The sequence below is a fragment of the Pseudomonas sp. nanlin1 genome, from assembly GCF_045571515.1.
In the GTDB taxonomy this organism is placed as follows: Bacteria; Pseudomonadota; Gammaproteobacteria; order Pseudomonadales; family Pseudomonadaceae; genus Aquipseudomonas.
In genome coordinates this window covers 3889871-3907816 of the sequence record NZ_CP124218.1, presented here as the reverse complement: position 1 = coordinate 3907816, position 17946 = coordinate 3889871, and the positions used below count along the sequence as shown (strand labels likewise).

Sequence of the window (17946 nt, the reverse complement as noted above, 5' to 3'; positions counted from 1 at the left end):
TCAATGCTCCCGGCTTTCGAAGTCGATACGCGGGTCCACCAGGCTGTAGGTCAGGTCGCCGATCAACTTCACCACCAAACCGAGCAGGGTGAAAATGAACAGCGTGCCGAACACCACGGGGTAGTCCCGGTTGATGGCTGCCTCGAAACTCATGAGGCCCAAACCGTCGAGTGAGAAAATCACTTCCACCAGCAGCGAACCGGTAAAAAAGATGCCGATGAACGCTGACGGGAACCCGGCGATTACCAGCAACATGGCATTGCGAAAGACGTGGCCATAGAGCACTTTGTGGTTGCTCAAGCCCTTGGCCTTGGCGGTAACCACATACTGTTTGCCGATCTCGTCGAGAAAGCTGTTTTTGGTCAGCAGGGTCATGGTGGCGAAGTTACCGATCACCAGCGCGGTGACGGGCAATGCCAAGTGCCAGAAGTAGTCGAGCACTTGGCCGGTCCAACTCAGTTGGTCGAAGTCATTGGAGGTCAGGCCGCGTAACGGGAACCAATCGAAATAGCTGCCCCCGGCGAATACTACGATCAACAAAATGGCAAATAGAAACGCCGGGATCGCGTAACCGACGATAATGGCTGAACTGGTCCAGACATCGAAGTGGCTACCGTGGCGGGTGGCCTTGGCGATCCCCAGTGGGATCGACACCAGGTACATGATCAGGGTGCTCCACAGCCCCAGGGAAATAGAGACCGGCATTTTCTCGATGATCAGGTCGATGACCTTGGCATCGCGAAAGAAGCTGTCACCGAAGTCCAGGTGCGCATAGTTTTTGATCATGATCCACAAGCGTTCCGGCGCCGACTTGTCGAAGCCATACATCTGCTCGATTTCCTTGACCAGGGCCGGGTCCAGGCCCTGGGCTCCGCGGTAGTTGGACCCTGCGACGGACACCTCGGCACCGCCACCGGCAATGCGGCTGGTAGCGCCCTCGAACCCTTCGAGCTTGGCGATCATCTGTTCCACTGGCCCGCCCGGGGCAGCCTGGATGATCACGAAGTTGATAATCAAAATACCGAACAGGGTTGGAATGATCAGCAGCAAGCGGCGAGCGATATAGGCCAGCATGTCAGAGCGCCCCCTGAGCTGCGGCTGCCGGTTCAGCGGCCGGGTTTACTTGGGGCTTGCGCCACCAGGTGGTGGTGCCGACGTCGTATTTGGGCGAGACGGCGGGATGGCCAAGGTGGTCCCAATAGGCCACACGCCAGGTCTTGATATGCCAGTTAGGGATCACGTAGTAACCCCACAGCAGGACGCGGTCGAGGGCGCGGGTGTGGTCGATCAGGCTTTGCCGCGAATCGGTGTTGATCAGGCCTTCCACCAGCGTGTCGATAGCGGGGTCACGCAGGCCGATGAAGTTACGGCTGCCGGGTTTGTCGGCACTGGACGAGGACCAGTACTCGCGTTGTTCGTTACCAGGGGAGGTTGACTGCGGGAAGCTGCCGACGATCATGTCGAACTCCCGTGAGCGCAAGCGGTTGATGTACTGCGATACATCCACCCGGCGAGTCACCATCTCAATGCCAAGGTCGGCGAGGTTGCGCTTGAATGGCATCAAGACGCGCTCCAGTTCGGTCTGCGCCAACAGGAACTCAATGACCACCGGTTTGCCCTGGGCATCGACCATGTGGTCGTTGACGATCTTCCAGCCGGCTTCTTGCAACAGTTGGTAGGCGCGCCTTTGCTGTTCGCGGATCATACCGCTGGCATCGCTGACGGGGTTCTTGAACGGGGTGGTGAACACTTGGTCAGGAATTTTCCCCCGCAGCGGCTCCAGAATCTTCAGCTCGGCGGCGGTTGGCAGGCCAGTGGCGCCCATGTCCGAGTTTTCGAAATAGCTGTCGTTGCGGGTGTAGGCACCATTGAACAATTGCTTGTTGGTCCACTCGTAATCCAACAGCAGGCTCAAGGCTTCGCGTACGCGAATGTCCTGGAACAATGGCCGCCGCAGATTGAAGATAAACCCTTGCATGCCGGTCGGGTTGCCGTTGAGCAACTCTTCGCGCAGCAGGCGTTTTTCCCGCACCGCTGGCGTGTTGTAGGCGGTGGCCCAGTTTTTCGCGCTTACCTCCAGCCAATAGTCGAACTGGCCGGCCTTCAGGGCTTCCAGGGCGACTGTGTTGTCGCGGTAGTAATCGATGCTCATCACGTCGAAATTGTAGAAGCCGCGGTTCACCGGTAGGTCTTTACCCCAGTAATCCTTGACCCGCTCATAGCGGATCGAGCGCCCGGCTTTGACGTCGGCGACTTTGTAGGGGCCACTGCCTAGCGGTATTTCCAGGTTGCTTTTGGCAAAGTCGCGGCCTTGCCACCAGTGCTTGGGCAGTACCGGCAATTGGCCTAGGATCAGTGGCAGCTCGCGGTTGTTGCTGTGCTTGAACTTGAACAGCACCCGCAATGGGTCTTCAATCACTACCTCGGCCACGTCTGCATAGTAACTGCGGTACAGCGGCGAGCCGAGTTTGGTCAGCGTCTCAAAGGTAAACACCACATCTTCGGCGCGCATGGGGTGGCCGTCATGAAAACGTGCCTCGGGCCGCAGGTAGAAACGCACCCAGCTGCTGTCCGGGGCTTTTTCGATCTTTTGCGCGACCAGGCCGTACTCGGTGAAGGGCTCGTCCAGGCTATGGAATGCCAGGGTGTCGTAGATCAGGTTGATATCGGCGGCCGGCACGCCTTTGTTAATGAACGGGTTGAGGCTGTCAAAGCCGCCCGCGCCAGCCTGGCGGAAAGTGCCGCCTTTGGGGGCATCCGGGTTGACGTAGTCGAAGTGGGCGAAGTTGGCGGGGTATTTCGGGGCTTCGCCGTACAGGGTAATGGCATGTTCCGGCGCGGCCAGCGCGAGGCTCGCCAACCCGCTCAAGAGCAGCCCGCAGGCCTGTGGCAGCCAGGCGCGCAAAAACGTCATCGGGTGTTCTCCATGGGCTTGAGCCACCAGGCACTGAGCCCCAAGGTGTAGGGCGGTGTGGTGACAAAGGCGAACCGGTTACGGTAGGCCAGACGGTGATAGTTGATGTACCAATTGGGGATCATGTAGTGCTGCGACAGCAGCACTCGGTCCAGTGCCCGGGCGGCCGCCACTTGATCGTCGCGGCTTTGGGCGCTCAGCAGTTGCTCCAACAGGCGGTCGACCACGGGGTGGTTGATACCGGCGTAATTCTTACTGCCTTTGACCAGGGCTTGGCTGGAGTGGAAATACTGCCATTGCTCCAGGCCCGGGCTCAGGGTTTGGCCCAGGGTGATCAGAATCATGTCGTAGTCGAATTGGTCCAAGCGCTGCTTGTATTGCGCCCGGTCGACGGTGCGCAAGCGCGCCTGGATGCCCAGGTTGGTGAGGTTCTCAATGTAAGGCTGGAGAATCCGCTCAAGATTGGGGTTCACCAATAATATCTCCAGGCGCAGGGGCTGGCCCCGGGCATCGCGCAACTGCGCGCCATCGAACGACCAGCCTGCCTCAGCCAGCAGCGCCAAGGCCGCGCGCAAGGTCGCTCGGGGTAAGCCATTGCCGCTGGTTTGCGGGGCGCTGAAGGGCTCGGTGAACAGGCTCGGCGGCAACTGCGCCTTGAACGGGGAGAGCAGCAGCCACTCCTTCCCGGTGGGCAGGCCAGTGGCACTGAATTCGCTATTGGGGTAGTAGCTGTTGGCGCGTTGGTAGGCACTGCTGAACAGCGCGCGGTTGGTCCACTCGAAATCGAACAACAGCCCCAACGCTTGGCGCACCCGATCGTCAGCGAAGGTGGGCCGCCGGGTGTTCATGAACAGGCCTTGGGTCTGGGTCGGTATCTGGTGCGGGATCTGTGCCTTGATCACGTCGCCACGGGCCACGGCGGGAAACTGGTAGCCGTTGGACCAGTTCTTGGCCTGGTGTTCGATATAGATGTCGAATTCACCGGCTTTGAAGGCTTCGAACGCCACGTCGCTGTCGCGATAGAACTCTACTTCCACGCGGTTGAAATTATATTTGCCGCGATTGACGGGCAAGTCCTTGCCCCACCAGTCGCGCACCCGCTCGAACACCAGCCGACGGCCGGGTACTACCTGTTTTATCCGATAGGGGCCACTGCCTAAAGGCGGCTCAAAGGTGGTCGCCTTGAAGTCCCGGTCTTTCCAGTAATGCCGTGGCAGCACGGGCAGTTCGCCCAGGCGCAGGATCAGTAGAGGGTTACCGGCGCGCTTGAAGACGAAGCGAATTCGCCGTGGGCCAAGCACATCGACCCGCTGCACTTCCTGCAGGCTGGTGCGGTACTGCGGATGGCCTTCCTTTAACAATAGACGGTAGGAAAACGCCACGTCGGCAGCGGTAATCGGCTGACCATCATGAAAGCGTGCCTGGGGGCGCAGGTTGAACACTACCCAGCTGCGGCTTTCGTTGTACTCCACCGATTTGGCGATCAAACCGTAGCTGGAGGTGGGCTCGTCGCCCGCCTGGGCATACTGCCCCGTGCCCGCCATCAGGGTTTCATTCAGCTCGTTGACCCCGTACTGCAGGAAATTAGGCGTCGACACCGGGCTCGAACCCTTGAACGTGTAGGGGTTGAGGGTATCGAAGGTACCAAAGCCCATGATTCGCAATGTGCCGCGTTTGGGCGCGTCAGGGTTGACCCAATCGAAATGGGTAAAGGTGGCTGGGTACTTGAGCGTGCCGAATTGCGCGTAACCATGGCTTTCGCTGATCGTGGCGCTGGCCGGAAAGCTCAAGGCCAGGCTCAGGGAGAGCATGAGGAGGGGACGTATCAATTCACGGATCCGATCCAGGCGACGATGGGCTTTATGACCGCCACAGTAACAGCTTGTATCCCCTGGAAAAAGAGTAGCGCTGCGGATCAGCGATCCAGGTACACCGTGAGGGTCTGGCCAGGCTTCAAGGCATGGCCGGTACGCGGGTTCCAACGCTTGAGGTGCTGCATCTCGACGTTGAAACGTTTGGCGACCAGATACAGCGAGTCGCCCTTACGGACCTTATACGTAGTGGTCTTCTGCTTGCTCGATTGCGGCGCCGAGGTATCCTGCATCACCAGGGTTTGGCCGACCTTGAGGTTCTTGCCCGAGGTTCGGTTCCAGCGCTGCAAATCTTTGATATCGACCTTATTGGCTTTGGCAATCAGGCCCAGGTTATCGCCGGCGCGCACCTTGTATAAGCGCTTACGGGCGGGCTCGACCACGGCGACGTCTTCGAAGACTTTTTTCTGCGGCTGCAGGCTGAGTAATTCGTCAGGCCGCATGTTCGACAGGCTGGCAGTCAGCAATTGGGCCTTGGCGGTCGGGATCAGCAGATGCTGCTTGGGCTGCACCGTGACTCGCTGCTTGAACGCCGGGTTAAGCTGGAACATTTCGTCTTCGTCGATATCGGCTAGGGCCGCGACGCGGGAAAGGTCCATGCGCTGATTGACTTCGACCACCTCGAAGTAGGGTTCGTTGGCGATCGGGTTGAGGTTCACGCCGTAGGCTTGCGGCGACATCACCAATTCCGACAACGCCAGCAGCTTGGGTACGTAGTCGCGGGTTTCCTGGGGCAGCGGCAGGTTCCAATAGTCGGTCGGCAGACCGAGTTTTTCGTTGCGCTCCATGGCGCGGCTGACGGTTCCTTCACCGGCATTGTAGGCCGCCAGAGCCAACAGCCAGTCGCCGTTGAACATGTCATGCAGGCGGGTCAGGTAGTCCAGTGCGGCGGCGGTGGAGGCGGTGACGTCACGGCGGCCGTCGTAGAAGCGAGTCTGGCTAAGGTTGAAGTAGCGCCCGGTGGAGGGGATAAACTGCCAAAGGCCGGCGGCGTTGGCCCGCGAATAGGCCATTGGGTTGTAGGCGCTTTCGATCACCGGCAGTAATGCCAGTTCCAGAGGCATATCGCGTTCTTCGAGGCGCTCGACCACGTAGTGCATGTACAAACTGCCACGGTCGCTGGCGGTCTCGAGAAAAGTCGGATTGCTGACGAACCATAGCCGTTGTTGCTCGACCCGCGGATTGACGGCTACGCTGTCCTGCAACTGGAAACCCTGGCGCATGCGCTCCCAGACGTCTTGCGGAGCCTGCTGGGCAGGCTGCTGATTGACGAAAAGCGGCTTTTGTTTGATGCGGTTATTCAGGTTGTGGGCGCGAACTGGTTCCATGTCTGGCGTATGGCTCATGCCCTGGCACCCCGCCAATGTGGCGGACAGTGCGACGGCCATTGCCTGCGCCAGGCGCGTCAATGTGTCGAATTGGCAGGTTTTACGTATAGATGACGACATTGGCTGGAAGATAGTTCCGGGCGAAAATGTCGGGCGATTCTAGAAAGTGCACTCATTTAGGTCAACTGTTCAGAACTTTTTGGCACAATTGAGCGGGGGTTAGAACTTATCTTTCCAAGCGCGCAGCGTAGCAAAGACCTCCTCAAGCGAGCCCAGGTGGGCCTCTGCCCGTTCGTCTGCTTTTTCCCGAACCGCCGGCTCCGCCACCCGTAGAAAGGGGTTGGTACGTTTTTCCAGGCCTAGGGTGGACGGTACGCTGATGCCGTCTTCTGCACGCAGGCGGGTCACCTCATCCAAGCGTTGGGCGATGTCAGGGTTACCCGGCTCCACCGCGCTGGCAAACTTCAGGTTGCTCAAGGTGTACTCGTGGGCACAGTACACCAGGGTGTCGTCCGCCAGTGCCGCCAGGCGCTTGAGCGAGTGGTGCATTTGCGCTGGCGTGCCCTCGAAGAGCCGCCCGCAACCAGCAGCGAATAGGGTATCGCCGCAAAACAGCAAGGGCTGCTGAGCCGCTTCATGGGCAAAGGCGATGTGCCCGCGGGTGTGCCCAGGCACATCGATCACGCGCAACATCAGGCCCAGCACTTGCAAGGTGTCACCGTCGTTCAGAGCGTGGTCGCGCGCCGGAATCGTCTCACCAGCAGGCCCGTGCACCGTTGCTCCAGTGCTGCGCTTGAGGGCTTCGACGCCCCCCACGTGATCCTGATGATGGTGGGTGATCAGGATATCGCTGAGGGTCCACTCAGGATTAGCCGCCAACCAGGCGTGCACCGGGGCGGCATCGCCGGGGTCGACCACCGCGCAACGTTGGCTGGAGCGGTCTTGTAACAACCAGATGTAGTTGTCGCTGAAGGCGCACAGGGCATCAATGTGTATCATCGTCTGGTTCGCCAAGCTTCGAATAATGGTGCATCTTAGAACGCATGAGGTTCCCCGTGAACCTTCCTGTGGGAGATAGCAATGAGCGATGAGGCATTGGCCCAGGCCGATCCGCAATGGCTGGAACTGATCAGCGAGGCGCGCGACTGGTTCGGCGGCCCCCTCGGGCAACTGTTGCTACAAGAGGAACAGCGCTTGCTCGGGGAAGAGCTGCAGCGCTTTTTTGGCGGTTACCTGGTGCACTATGGCCCAGGTGCAGAGACGCCACCCAAGGCCCAGCAGATCCAGCGTAACGTACGCCTGGGCCCACCGCTGCCAGGGGTTGAAATCTTCTGCGAAGAACAGGCCTGGCCGCTCGGTCAGCACGCGGCCGATGTGGTAGTGCTGCAGCATGGTCTGGACTTCAGCCTGTCGCCCCACGGCTTGCTGCGTGAAGCTGCCAGCGCTGTGCGCCCGGGCGGGCACCTGTTGATCGTCGGGATCAACCCGTGGAGCACATGGGGGGTGCGTCATCACTTTGCCCATGATGCCCTGCGCAAGGCGCGCTGCATTTCGGCCTCGCGTGTGGGCGACTGGCTCAACCTGCTAGGTTTCGCTTTGGAAAAGCGCCGCTTCGGGTGTTATCGTCCGCCGCTGGCTTCTGCCAAGTGGCAAGCGCGGCTGGCCGGCTTGGAGCGCGTCGCGGGTGGCTGGCAAAGCGCAGGAGGCGGCTTTTATATCCTGGTCGCGCGCAAGTTGGTGGTCGGTCTGCGCCCGCTGCGCCAGCCGCGCCGCGAGCCCATGGGCAAGTTGCTACCGCTGCCCATGGCCAAGGTCAACCGCAGCAGCAAACAGAAGCACTGAGCCGCCAGGCCCCTTCAGGTAATGTATAGAGCGTATTTAGAGTCTGACCCATGAGCGAAAGTGTCGAAATCTTCACCGATGGTGCCTGCAAGGGCAACCCTGGCCCAGGCGGCTGGGGCGCATTGCTGGTATGCAAGGGCGTAGAAAAAGAGTTGTGGGGCGGTGAGACGGCTACCACCAATAACCGTATGGAGCTGACAGCGGCTATTCGAGCGTTGCAAGAGCTCAAACGGCCCTGCGAGGTGCTGCTGGTCACGGACTCCGAGTACGTGATGAAGGGTATCAACGAATGGATGGTCAACTGGAAAAAGCGCGGTTGGAAAACCGCCGCCAAACAGCCCGTCAAAAACGCCGACCTGTGGCAGCAGCTCGACGAGCAGGTGAGTCGGCATACGGTGAGCTGGAAGTGGGTACGCGGCCACAATGGCCACCCCGGCAACGAGCGCGCCGACGATTTGGCCAACCGTGGAGTGGACGAGGTGCGTGCCATTCGTCACGGCTAAGGCGGGCCTCACGCCCAGCCTGGCGCTAAGGGGCTGACCAGGGTGCAAGGCCTGCGTAACGAAATGTCTGTGTTAAAGTCGCCCCTGTTTCCTGTCCAACCCGTTCGAGAGTTCTTCGCCCATGGCCACCCGTTTTGTAGTATTCGACACCGAGACCACTGGTATGCCGGTCACCGATGGCCATCGGGTGATCGAGATCGGCTGCGTTGAGATCATTGGGCGGCGGCTGACCGGGCGTAACTTTCACGTCTACCTGCAGCCCGACCGCGAAAGCGATGAAGGCGCCATTGGCGTGCACGGCATCACCTCGCAGTTTTTGATCGGCAAGCCGCGGTTCGCCGAGGTGGCTGACGAGTTCTACGAGTACATCAAGGGCGCGCACCTGATCGCCCACAACGCGAACTTCGACGTTGGCTTCCTGAACAACGAGTTCGCTTTGGCTGGCCAGCCCGAGCGGGCCGACATCACTCAGTTCACCACGGTGATCGACACCTTGGCGATGGCCCGTGAACGTCACCCGGGCCAGCGCAACAGCCTTGACGCCTTGTGCAAACGCTACGGGGTGGACAACTCCAACCGTGAATTGCACGGCGCCTTGCTCGACTCGGAGATCCTCGCCGACGTCTACCTGGCCATGACCGGCGGGCAGACCAGCCTATCTCTGGCCGGCAACTCCAGCGATGGCGAAGGCTCCAGCAATCAGGGCAGCGAAATTCGCCGGTTGGGCAGTGGTCGCCCAGCTGCGCGGATCATTCGCGCCAGCGAGGCCGAATTGGCTGAGCATGCCGCGCGCATGGACGCGATCGCCAAGTCGGCCGGTGGCCCCGCGCTCTGGTCACAGTTGCTCGACAGCGCCTCCTGATGGGCCAAGAGGGCAGGGCGATTCACGCAAGTGAGTTGGCCGTGCGCGTCGCCGATGAGCGCTTTGAATCCTACATTCTTTCCAGCGACTTCAGTTTTACCGTCAGAGCCTATGCCACGCCTGTGCCAGGCGAACCGGTGACGGCTTGGCCCACGCGCGCTGTGGCGCCTTATCGCAAATGCTACGGCATCGACCCTGAAGAGTTTGCGCGCTATCGCGATAAAGCCGACAGCGCGGTATTCGTTGCCTGGCACGGTACCCGTGCGGTGGGTCATGTGGTGGTCAGCACCAATTGGAATGGTTACGCCTACGTCGACGAGCTCGCTGTCGACACCTCGGCCCGGCGCCTGGGGACGGCGCAGCAGCTACTCAAGGTGGTGGGTTTCTGGGCCCGACAAAAAGCCTTGCCAGGGGTGATGCTGGAAACCCAGAACAATAACCTCGCGGCGTGCCAGCTTTACGAGCGATGCGGCTACGCGGTCGGTGGTGTCGATGAACTGCGCTACCGTGGTATCGACCCGGCCACTGAGGAAGTGGCTATTTTCTGGTATCAGCTTTTTGCCGCGCAGTGATGCTATTCCAACAAGCTGTGCACTTTCTCTTCGATGATTGCCAGTAGCGCTTTGAGTGCCGAGGTCGGGCTGCTGCCGGCCAGCGTCAAGGCATACACGGTGACGGTCATGGCCGGCGCTATCGGGCAAACGTCCAAGCCAAGCTGGCGCGCGCCAATGGCGGTGAAAGGGTCGACGACCGCCAGCCCTTCGCCCGCTTCAACCATGCTGCGCATCATCGGATAGCTCTGCACCCGCGTCTGGATCACCGGGGCCGGTTGCAAGGCTTGCAGGCGGCTGTCCAGTTGCGCGCTTAGCGGGTCTTCACCTTCCAGCCCCACCATGCTCTGGCCCGCCAACGCTGGCAGGCTTATATACTTCTGTTTGGCCGACAGCCACCCGCGGGGCGCTACCAGGTGCAGCTTGCCTTGGCCGAGGGCGACACAGTGCAGTCTAGGGTGTTGCGGGTCGTGTAGGCTGATGCCGACATGGCAATACCCCACCAGCAGGCGCTCGACCATGCAGGCGCTGCGTTGGCTAGAGAGTTGGCAGGGCGTGTCGCGGAAGCGCCGGCGTAGGGCTGCCAGGCTTTGCGGCAGGAGCTGATCGGCCAGGGTGGCACTGCAGTCTACGTGCAGGGCAGGTTCATGGTGCTGGCGTAGGCTATGGGCTTGGCGTTGCAGCGCTTCGAGCTGGTCGTAGAGGTTGCCGATGGCCGGTTGCAGGGCACGCGTCTCGGCGGTGGCCATTAGCCGGTCCCGGCTGCGTGCGAACAATAAGAAGCCCAATTGGCGCTCGGCTTCCTCAAGAGTCTGTTGCACCGCATCGGGCTGTAAGTCCAGCCGTTGCGCCGCCGCCACGAAACTACCCGCTTGCAGTACGGCCTGAATGGCTTCGATGTGACGCAGTCGCATGGGAGGAATCCGTGCCGTGAGGTGTGGACCATCCTACCGCAGCGGATATAGGTTCCAGCGTGGGGCCGCGAAAAATATCAAAGGGTGTGTTCTTGCTCTCGGGTGATTTCCACCCCGGTCTGGACCAGGACGAAGATGTCGCCTTCCTTGTGCTTCACCCGGTCGCCAATCGCCAACTTGTAGGTCACGGTCGGCTGACCGTCTGCCCCAAGGTCGGCGTCACGGAATTCATGCACCGAATAGACTCGACGCTCGGCGTCCCGTGCATGAAATTGTCCGACGAGTACTGCAGCCATGTTATTTACAACCTCTGAAAAAGAATCACGCTTTAACGCCTCTGGATAGACCGCTGATCACTCATAGAGTTTTACCGCTCCAGAAAAAAAGCCCCCGGCCCTACCCGATCGGAAAAAGGCCTGGGCATAGTCTATAACTAATCTCCTCTACACAACGCAAAACCTTGGGGGCTGTCATGAGCAAGATCTATCAGGTTGCAGTGCTGGTCGGCAGTTTGCGTAAAGATTCCATCAACCGCAAAGTCGCCATGACTTTGGCTACCCTAGCACCACCGAGCCTTGCCCTACAGGTGTTGGAGATCGGTGATTTACCGCTGTACAACGAAGATATCGATCACACGCCCCCCCAGGCCTATACCGACTTTCGGCAGCAATTAGGGGCTGCTGACGCTGTGCTATTCGTGACCCCGGAATACAACCGCTCCGTGCCCGCCGTGTTGAAAAACGCCATCGACGTAGGCTCGCGGCCCTACGGCGCCAGTTCCTGGGCGAAGAAACCGGGTGCGGTCATCAGTGTGTCGCCTGGCGCTATCGGCGGGTTCGGCGCCAACCATCATCTGCGCCAGTCCCTGGTGTTTCTCAACGTGCCGTGCATGCAATCGCCCGAGGCCTACGTGGGCAACGCCGGGCATTTGTTCGACGACACGGGCAAGCTGGCGGAGGGCAGCCGCCCCTTTCTCCAGGGCTTTATCGATGGCTACGCTCACTGGGTGGAGCAGGTGCTCAAGCCTTGACCTTAAATAGCGCGACGGTTTTTTTGGTCGATTGCCGCAGCACGGGCGTATAAACTGCGCGGCAACACGCCGGCGAGCAAATCAACGCGGCGTCATGGGCCATCGACTTAGAGAGCAGGTAATGGGCGCACAGTGGAAAGCTAAACACAGAGAGGCAGCCGCCAACGCCAAAGGGCGGATTTTTGGCAAGCTGGCCAAGGAAATTCAGATTGCCGCGCGCGCTGGCGCCGACATCGACATGAACCCCCGCCTGCGCCTGGTGGTGGAGCAGGCCAAAAAGGCTTCGATGCCGCGCGAAACCTTGGAACGAGCCATCAAAAAAGGCTCAGGGACTGGCGGCGAAGTGGTGCAGTACACCTTGGTCAAATACGAAGGTTTCGCCCCGCACCGGGTACCGCTGATCGTTGAGTGCCTGACCGACAACGTCAACCGCACCGTGGCCGAGATTCGCGTGCTGTTTCGCAAGGGTCAATTGGGCGCCGAGGGTTCGGTGTCTTGGGACTTCAACCATTTGGGCTTGATCGAAGCGACGCCGACCAACCCGGACGCCGATCCCGAGCTGGCTGCCATTGAAGCCGGCGCTCAGGATTTCGAACCTGCGGAGGAGGGCGCAACCCTGTTCCTGACCGAGACCACCGACCTCGATGCCGTGTGTAAAGCCCTGCCCGAGCAGGGCTTTACCGTGGTTTCCGCGAAAATCGGCTATGTTTCGAAAAACCCGGTCAGCATCACCGACGATGCCGAAATGGCCGAAGTCGAGGCGTTCCTCGACGCCATTGACGGGCATGACGATGTGCAAAACGTCTATGTCGGGTTGGCGGGCTAACTAGCTTTTAAAAAGCGGGGCCGCGGCGTTTTACCCATGGCCCCGATCTTTTCCAGACTCAGCGCAATTCGTTGAGCATCTGCGCCGCCACTGTCAGCACATCTTTGCCCAGGGCCGCCGAGCGCGCGCCGGACCAACCCGTCTTGGGGTTGGGCGCGTCGTCGTGGTCTTTGAAGGGCATTTCCAGGGTCAGCGCCAAGCAGTCGAATTGCTCCCCCACCCAGTTGCAGGCTAAGCGCATATTGGCCTGGCCGGGCGCGCTGCGCGGGTAGCCATAGACCTGCTGGAAGTCGGCGGTCTGGGCGCATAGCCTGTCCCTGAAAGATTTTTCCAGCGCGGCCTGGCGCGGCGTATACCCGGGGTTGCCTTCGCATGCGGCGGTGAAGACATGGGGGATTTCCTCGTCGCCGTGGGCGTCGACAAACAGATCGACGCCATAAGCCGCCATTTGCTCCTTAACGAACAGGACCTCGGGAGCCCGTTCGGCACTCGCATCCTGCCAGGCACGATTGAGGTCTTGCCCGGCCGCATTGGTGCGCAAATGGCCGTGAAAGGCACCGTCTGGGTTCATGTTCGGTACCAGGTAGAGATCGGCGCGGGCCAGCAGGTTGCCGATATCGGCGTCGTTGTCCATGAGGCGCTCGATCAAGCCCTCCATAAACCATTCGGCCATATGTTCGCCAGGGTGCTGCTGGGCGATGAACCACAGCTTGAGTTTGCCGGGCGCGCCGTCGCCTTTGCGCAGCAGTTGCAGGTCGCGGCCCTCCAGGCTCTTGGCAGTGGCCAGGGTCACTAACCCGGCCTGGTCAATGGCGCGCTCGATCAACTGTGTATGGCGGGCACGGCTATAGGGCTCGAAGTAGGCAAACCACACCTGCGGGTGTTCGGCCTGCAAAGTAAACCCGAGGCTTCGCCCGTCGAAGTGGCTGGGTACCCGGAACCAGTTCTGCTGGTCATACGAGGCGACGGCGTTATAGCCCGACCACGCTCGGTTATAGGAAGACTGGCCAGCGTTTTCCAGCGCGAAGGTATGCGCCTGGCCGACGGTCAGGCCGTCGGCTTTAAAGTGGAACCATTGAAAGTGCGGGCTGCGGGTGTCGGGGCGAATGGCCAGGCGGATGCGCCGAGCGTCGCTGGCGTCGATGACCTGAATATTGCCGCTGTCGAAATCAGCACTGATGTGCAGGGCCATGGAGGATGTCCTGTAGGGGGGCTTCAAGTGGCCCACTGTACTACGGCGGGCCACCGGTGCCCCATTACAGGAACGTATAGAGCTCCATTGCGAGGACCAAGGCGACGACGGCGGCGATGATACCGCGCAACATCAGGTTGCGATGGCAGTGCCGGTACCACTGGCCCGCACCGAGCAACTGGGCGGGAGCCAGGGTTTGCCGCCAGCGCAGCTCGGTGTCGTGGAAGGCCACCAAGTGCAATGGCTCGGCGTCGAGCCAGCGGCGAAAGTCGATGCGTTCGCTCGGGGTGGTCAGCGGGCTTTGCAATTTGATGTACCAGCCGCTGGCCTGGGTGCTGATGGTGTCTTCGATGCCGCGTGAATGGGTGCGGCAGGCTTCCAGGGCCAGCAGCATGTCGTGCTCCACCGTGGCAAGGGGAATGCCCAACTGTTCGGCGATGACTGGGAAAGGCAGGTTGTCGAGGCGGCTGCACAGAAATACTTGCTGCATGCGCCTGGGCAGTTGTTTGAGGTTGAAATAAAGGGCGTCCTGGCGCGCATCCAATGCGTGGCGTGGCAACGGGTTGTCAGAGAGCAGACTGGACATCGGGGGGACCTCCTGGGCGCAAATCCTGACCAATCGGTAGGTTGCCGACGATTTGGACTTCCGTTAGCCAATACTCCTTTGGTAGTATCGGTGCCATCGCTTAGCGAACCTTCTTCATTAGCCTGAAGAACCAAAAAAAAGACCCGGCAAAAAGCCGGGTCAAAAACCGTGATTAGCCTGATGAGGAGATAATCTGAAAGTCCGACCTAAGGTCTTTCGGATCACCAACCGATCTCGCGATCAGTTGGCTCAATAATAATCATTATCATTTCGGGGTCAAGACTATTTTCGCTTTTGGCGAATATATTTTTGGCCCCGTTTTGCTTTCACCGCCTTTGCTTCAGTCCAAAGGCAGCTCAGTGGTGCGTTTGACCTCGCTCATGGCGATGTTTGAATAGGCTTCTTGAACGTGGGGTTTTTGCAGTAGATGGTCGCGCAAAAACCGCTCGTAGCTGGCGATGTCTTTGGCCACCACTTTGAGCATGAAGTCCATGCCGCCGGCCATCGTGTAGCACTCCAGAACTTCCGGATAGCCGATGATCGCCTCTTCGAATTCGCTCAGATAACGGCGCCCATGGCCGGATAATTTAACGCTGACAAAGATGGTCATGCTGAGCCCGAGTTTTTTCGGGCTCAGCAGAGCCACCTTGCGCTCGATCAAGCCTTCTTCCTGCATTCGGTGAATACGCCTCCAGCAGGGCGACTGTGACAGCTCCACGCGTTCGGCGATCTCGGCCGCAGAAAGGTCGGCATCGTGCTGCAGCAAGCGCAGGATGCGCCGGTCGATCGGGCTTAGGGGCACAGGCATGGCAGGACCATTGTCAGGGTGATAAGGCGCATCAAGGGGTCGCCAGCAACTCTACCAGCAAGCGGCCTTCCTCGACCATTTCGCCTTCCTTGCAATGGATGTCTGCCACTTCTCCTGCCCTGGGGGCCCTCAGGGCGTGTTCCATTTTCATGGCTTCCAATACCACCAGTGGCGCACCGGCCTCGACCTTCTGCCCTTTGGCCACCAGTACCTGCACCACGTTGCCGTTCATGGGCGCAGCCAACCCACCTTCGGCCTGCTCAGCCCTGGTGGCTTGGGCGGCCGGGTCGTAGTGGGTAATGGCATGCAGTTGATGGGCCCAGTGCAGGTAAAGGGTCGACCCTTGGTGGATACCCTCAGCGACGGCTGCGTCCGCGCGCAGCCGCACCGTCTGGTTTTGCCCAGCGCAGCTCAAACTGACAACTTGCACCGTGGGCAAACCGGCCCTCCAGCCGAGGGTCTGCGCCCAGGGCGATGGGTTCGGCTCGCCCGCTTGCGCAGGGTTGAGCCAGGCACGTGCGGCAGCTTGCCAGAACGCTTCGCTGAGCGGCTCTGCCGGGGGCAGCAGTTGGGCCTGATGGCGAGGGATAAAACCGGTGTCCAGTTCGGCTGAGGCGAAAGCGGGGTGGGCGATGATCCCACGCAGGAAGGCCAGATTTGTGCGTAACCCGCCGATGCGAAATTCGTCGAGCATGCTCAGCAGCCGGCGGCGCGCCTGCTCGCGGTCTTCACCCCAGGCAACCAGCTTGCCGAGCATGGGGTCATAATAAGGCGAGACTTCGTCACCCTCGGCCACGCCGCTGTCGACCCGACGCCCCGGGCCGGGCGCGCATTCGCGGTAGACCCGCAACGGTCCGCTGGCGGGGAGAAAGCCGTGTTGGGGATCTTCGGCGTAGAGACGTACTTCGATGGCATGGCCGTGGGCAGCCACCTGACCCTGGGTAATAGGCAAGGGCTTGCCGTTGGCGACATCGATCTGCCACGCGACCAGGTCGAGCCCGGTAATCGCTTCGGTGACCGGGTGCTCAACTTGTAAGCGGGTGTTCATCTCCATGAAAAAAAACTCGCCGCGGGCGTCCAGGAGAAATTCCACGGTGCCGGCCCCTACGTAGCCGATGGCCTGGGCTGCACGCACGGCAGCCTCGCCCATGGCCTTTCTGAGGGCGGGTGCAAGCCCCGGCGCGGGGGCCTCTTCAACCACTTTTTGGTGGCGACGCTGGATCGAACAGTCGCGCTCGTTTAGGTAGAGGCAGTGGCCGTGGCGGTCGGCAAACACCTGGATTTCCACGTGGCGCGGTTGCAATAGGTATTTTTCCAGCAGCACGCGCCCGTCGCCAAAGGCGGCCAGCGCCTCGCGCTGGGCCGACGCCAGGGCATCGGCCAGTTGCTCGGCTTGCTCCACGACCTTCATGCCCTTGCCACCGCCGCCGGCGGTCGCTTTGAGCAGCACCGGATAACCGATGCGGGCTGCGGCCTGGCGGAACGTCTGCAAGTCTTGCCGTTCATCGTGGTAGCCGGGTACCAACGGCACGCCAGCCTGCGCCATCAGCGCCTTGGCGGCAGCCTTACTGCCCATGGCGTCGATGGCCGCAGCGGGCGGGCCGATGAAGATCAACCCGGCGGCCTCGACGGCGCGCGCGAAATCGGCATTCTCTGAAAGAAAACCATAACCTGGGTGCACTGCCTGGGCACCACTGTGCAGAGCGGCGGCGACCAGTTTGTCGATGCACAGGTAATTCTCGGCAGCTACGCTACCGCCCAGGTCGACCCGCTCGTCGGCTTCGCGGCTATGCCGAGCTTGAGCATCCACCGCGCTGTGTACCGCCACGGTGCGCAGGCCCAGGGCCTTGGCCGTGCGCATGATCCGGCAGGCAATCTCGCCGCGGTTGGCCACCAGTAGCGATCCGATCATGGTGTTTGCTCCTGGGTGGTCTGCCAATGGGGCGGGCGTTTTTCCAGAAAAGCGCGCAAGCCTTCCTGGCCCTCGGCGCCGGTACGCAGGCGGGCGATGGTGTCTTCGCACGCGCGGCGTACCTGGGGCGTTGTAATGCCGCTGCCGACTTCAGTCAGCAAGGCCTTGGTGGCGCGCATGGCCTCGGGGCCGTTGAGTAACAACTGGGTGACCCAATGCTCTAATCGGGCCTCCAACTGCTCGGCCGTGCAGGCTTCGTTGAGCAAGCCCAGGCTTGCAGCACGCTGGCCATCGAAGCGCTCGGCGCTGAGGGCATAGCGGCGCGCCGCCCGAGGGCCAATGGCTTGCACTACGTAGGGGCTGATCAAGGCGGGCGCCAGGCCAAGGCGCACCTCGGACAAACTGAACAGGGCATCAGTGCTGCCGATGGCCATATCGCAGCAGCTGACCAAGCCCACGGCGCCGCCAATCGCAGCCCCTTGCACCACCGCCAGGGTGGGCAGCGCCAGCTGTGCCAAGCGCGCCATCAGCTCGCCCAGGGCCTGGGCTTCGCGGCGGTTACGCTGCTCGCCGAGGCTAGCCGATGCCTGCATCCACGCCAGATCTGCGCCCGCGCAAAAGTGCTGGCCGCGGCCACGCAACAGCAAAAAGCGTACGTGCGATGCGCCCTCTACGTCAGCCAGGGCCTGGGTCAATTCGTTAATCATCAACGCGTCGAAGGCGTTGCGCTTTTCGGGGCGGTTCAGCCACAGCGTGGCGAAGCCTCGGGCGTCGTGCTGCAATTGCACAGTGTCGAAAGCGTGCATA

General features: G+C 60.9%; 18 protein-coding genes. 6 read left to right on the top strand and 12 right to left on the bottom strand.

The annotated features are described in order from the left end of the window. The 5 genes from QCL65_RS17960 to gloB all read right to left on the bottom strand — a co-directional run bounded on the left by QCL65_RS17960 (position 1) and on the right by gloB (position 7112). On the bottom strand, positions 1–1074 hold the full coding sequence (locus tag QCL65_RS17960; protein ID WP_407311080.1) for a microcin C ABC transporter permease YejB: 1074 nt from the start codon (positions 1072–1074) through the stop codon (positions 1–3). 1 nt (position 1075) lies between these two features. Further along, positions 1076–2914, bottom strand: a complete 1839-nt coding sequence (locus tag QCL65_RS17955; protein ID WP_407311078.1) for an extracellular solute-binding protein — start codon at positions 2912–2914, stop codon at positions 1076–1078. Beyond that, positions 2911–4743 carry an extracellular solute-binding protein gene (locus QCL65_RS17950; RefSeq protein WP_407311076.1) on the bottom strand — a complete coding sequence of 611 codons (1833 nt, stop codon included), beginning with the start codon at positions 4741–4743 and terminating at the stop codon, positions 2911–2913. The genes QCL65_RS17955 and QCL65_RS17950 overlap by 4 nt, the downstream gene beginning before the upstream one ends. Positions 4744–4829: 86 nt before the next feature. Further along, the gene (locus QCL65_RS17945; protein WP_407311074.1) at positions 4830–6233 is read right to left on the bottom strand and encodes a transglycosylase SLT domain-containing protein; all 1404 of its coding nucleotides are present in this window, start codon (positions 6231–6233) and stop codon (positions 4830–4832) included. Between the two features lie 99 nt (positions 6234–6332). Further along, positions 6333–7112, bottom strand: coding sequence for a hydroxyacylglutathione hydrolase (gloB, locus tag QCL65_RS17940; protein ID WP_407311072.1), 780 nt, complete (start codon positions 7110–7112; stop codon positions 6333–6335). 81 nt (positions 7113–7193) lie between these two features. Here gloB and QCL65_RS17935 point away from each other — a divergent pair, with 81 nt between their 5' ends. The 4 genes from QCL65_RS17935 to QCL65_RS17920 all read left to right on the top strand — a co-directional run bounded on the left by QCL65_RS17935 (position 7194) and on the right by QCL65_RS17920 (position 9892). Then, positions 7194–7955, top strand: coding sequence for an SAM-dependent methyltransferase (locus tag QCL65_RS17935; RefSeq protein ID WP_407311070.1), 762 nt, complete (start codon positions 7194–7196; stop codon positions 7953–7955). 50 nt (positions 7956–8005) lie between these two features. Then, complete coding sequence (rnhA, locus tag QCL65_RS17930) at positions 8006–8458, top strand: ribonuclease HI (RefSeq protein ID WP_407311068.1); 453 nt, start codon at positions 8006–8008, stop codon at positions 8456–8458. A gap of 121 nt (positions 8459–8579) precedes the next feature. Next, positions 8580–9320, top strand: a complete 741-nt coding sequence (gene dnaQ, locus QCL65_RS17925) for a DNA polymerase III subunit epsilon (protein WP_407311066.1) — start codon at positions 8580–8582, stop codon at positions 9318–9320. Beyond that, the gene (locus tag QCL65_RS17920) at positions 9320–9892 is read left to right on the top strand and encodes a GNAT family N-acetyltransferase (protein ID WP_407311064.1); all 573 of its coding nucleotides are present in this window, start codon (positions 9320–9322) and stop codon (positions 9890–9892) included. Before dnaQ ends, QCL65_RS17920 begins: the two co-directional genes overlap by 1 nt. Before the next feature lie 2 nt (positions 9893–9894). On the opposite strand, the gene QCL65_RS17915 is transcribed toward QCL65_RS17920, so the two are convergent. Beyond that, positions 9895–10785: a LysR family transcriptional regulator gene (locus tag QCL65_RS17915; protein ID WP_407311062.1), complete on the bottom strand. Its 891-nt coding sequence runs from the start codon at positions 10783–10785 to the stop codon at positions 9895–9897. A gap of 77 nt (positions 10786–10862) precedes the next feature. Next, entirely contained in the window at positions 10863–11081 is a 219-nt protein-coding gene (locus QCL65_RS17910) for a hypothetical protein (RefSeq protein WP_407311060.1), read from the bottom strand. 176 nt (positions 11082–11257) lie between these two features. On the opposite strand from QCL65_RS17910, the gene QCL65_RS17905 reads away from it, so the two are divergent. Further along, the gene (locus QCL65_RS17905) at positions 11258–11815 is read left to right on the top strand and encodes an NADPH-dependent FMN reductase (protein WP_407311058.1); all 558 of its coding nucleotides are present in this window, start codon (positions 11258–11260) and stop codon (positions 11813–11815) included. A 121-nt stretch (positions 11816–11936) separates the two neighbouring features. Further along, the gene (locus QCL65_RS17900) at positions 11937–12641 is read left to right on the top strand and encodes a YebC/PmpR family DNA-binding transcriptional regulator (protein WP_407311056.1); all 705 of its coding nucleotides are present in this window, start codon (positions 11937–11939) and stop codon (positions 12639–12641) included. A gap of 58 nt (positions 12642–12699) precedes the next feature. On the opposite strand, the gene QCL65_RS17895 is transcribed toward QCL65_RS17900, so the two are convergent. The 5 genes from QCL65_RS17895 to QCL65_RS17875 form a co-directional block, all read right to left on the bottom strand. Beyond that, positions 12700–13833, bottom strand: coding sequence for a M14-type cytosolic carboxypeptidase (locus QCL65_RS17895; protein ID WP_407311054.1), 1134 nt, complete (start codon positions 13831–13833; stop codon positions 12700–12702). 64 nt (positions 13834–13897) lie between these two features. Then, the gene (locus tag QCL65_RS17890; RefSeq protein ID WP_407311052.1) at positions 13898–14419 is read right to left on the bottom strand and encodes a DUF4880 domain-containing protein; all 522 of its coding nucleotides are present in this window, start codon (positions 14417–14419) and stop codon (positions 13898–13900) included. 340 nt (positions 14420–14759) lie between these two features. Continuing rightward, complete coding sequence (locus QCL65_RS17885) at positions 14760–15227, bottom strand: Lrp/AsnC family transcriptional regulator (protein WP_407311050.1); 468 nt, start codon at positions 15225–15227, stop codon at positions 14760–14762. A 31-nt stretch (positions 15228–15258) separates the two neighbouring features. Continuing rightward, the gene (locus QCL65_RS17880; protein WP_407311048.1) at positions 15259–17139 is read right to left on the bottom strand and encodes an acetyl/propionyl/methylcrotonyl-CoA carboxylase subunit alpha; all 1881 of its coding nucleotides are present in this window, start codon (positions 17137–17139) and stop codon (positions 15259–15261) included. After that, positions 17136–17945 (bottom strand): enoyl-CoA hydratase-related protein, encoded by an 810-nt coding sequence (locus QCL65_RS17875; protein ID WP_407311046.1) that lies wholly within the window; start codon positions 17943–17945, stop codon positions 17136–17138. Before QCL65_RS17875 ends, QCL65_RS17880 begins: the two co-directional genes overlap by 4 nt. Position 17946: the final 1 nt, after the last annotated feature.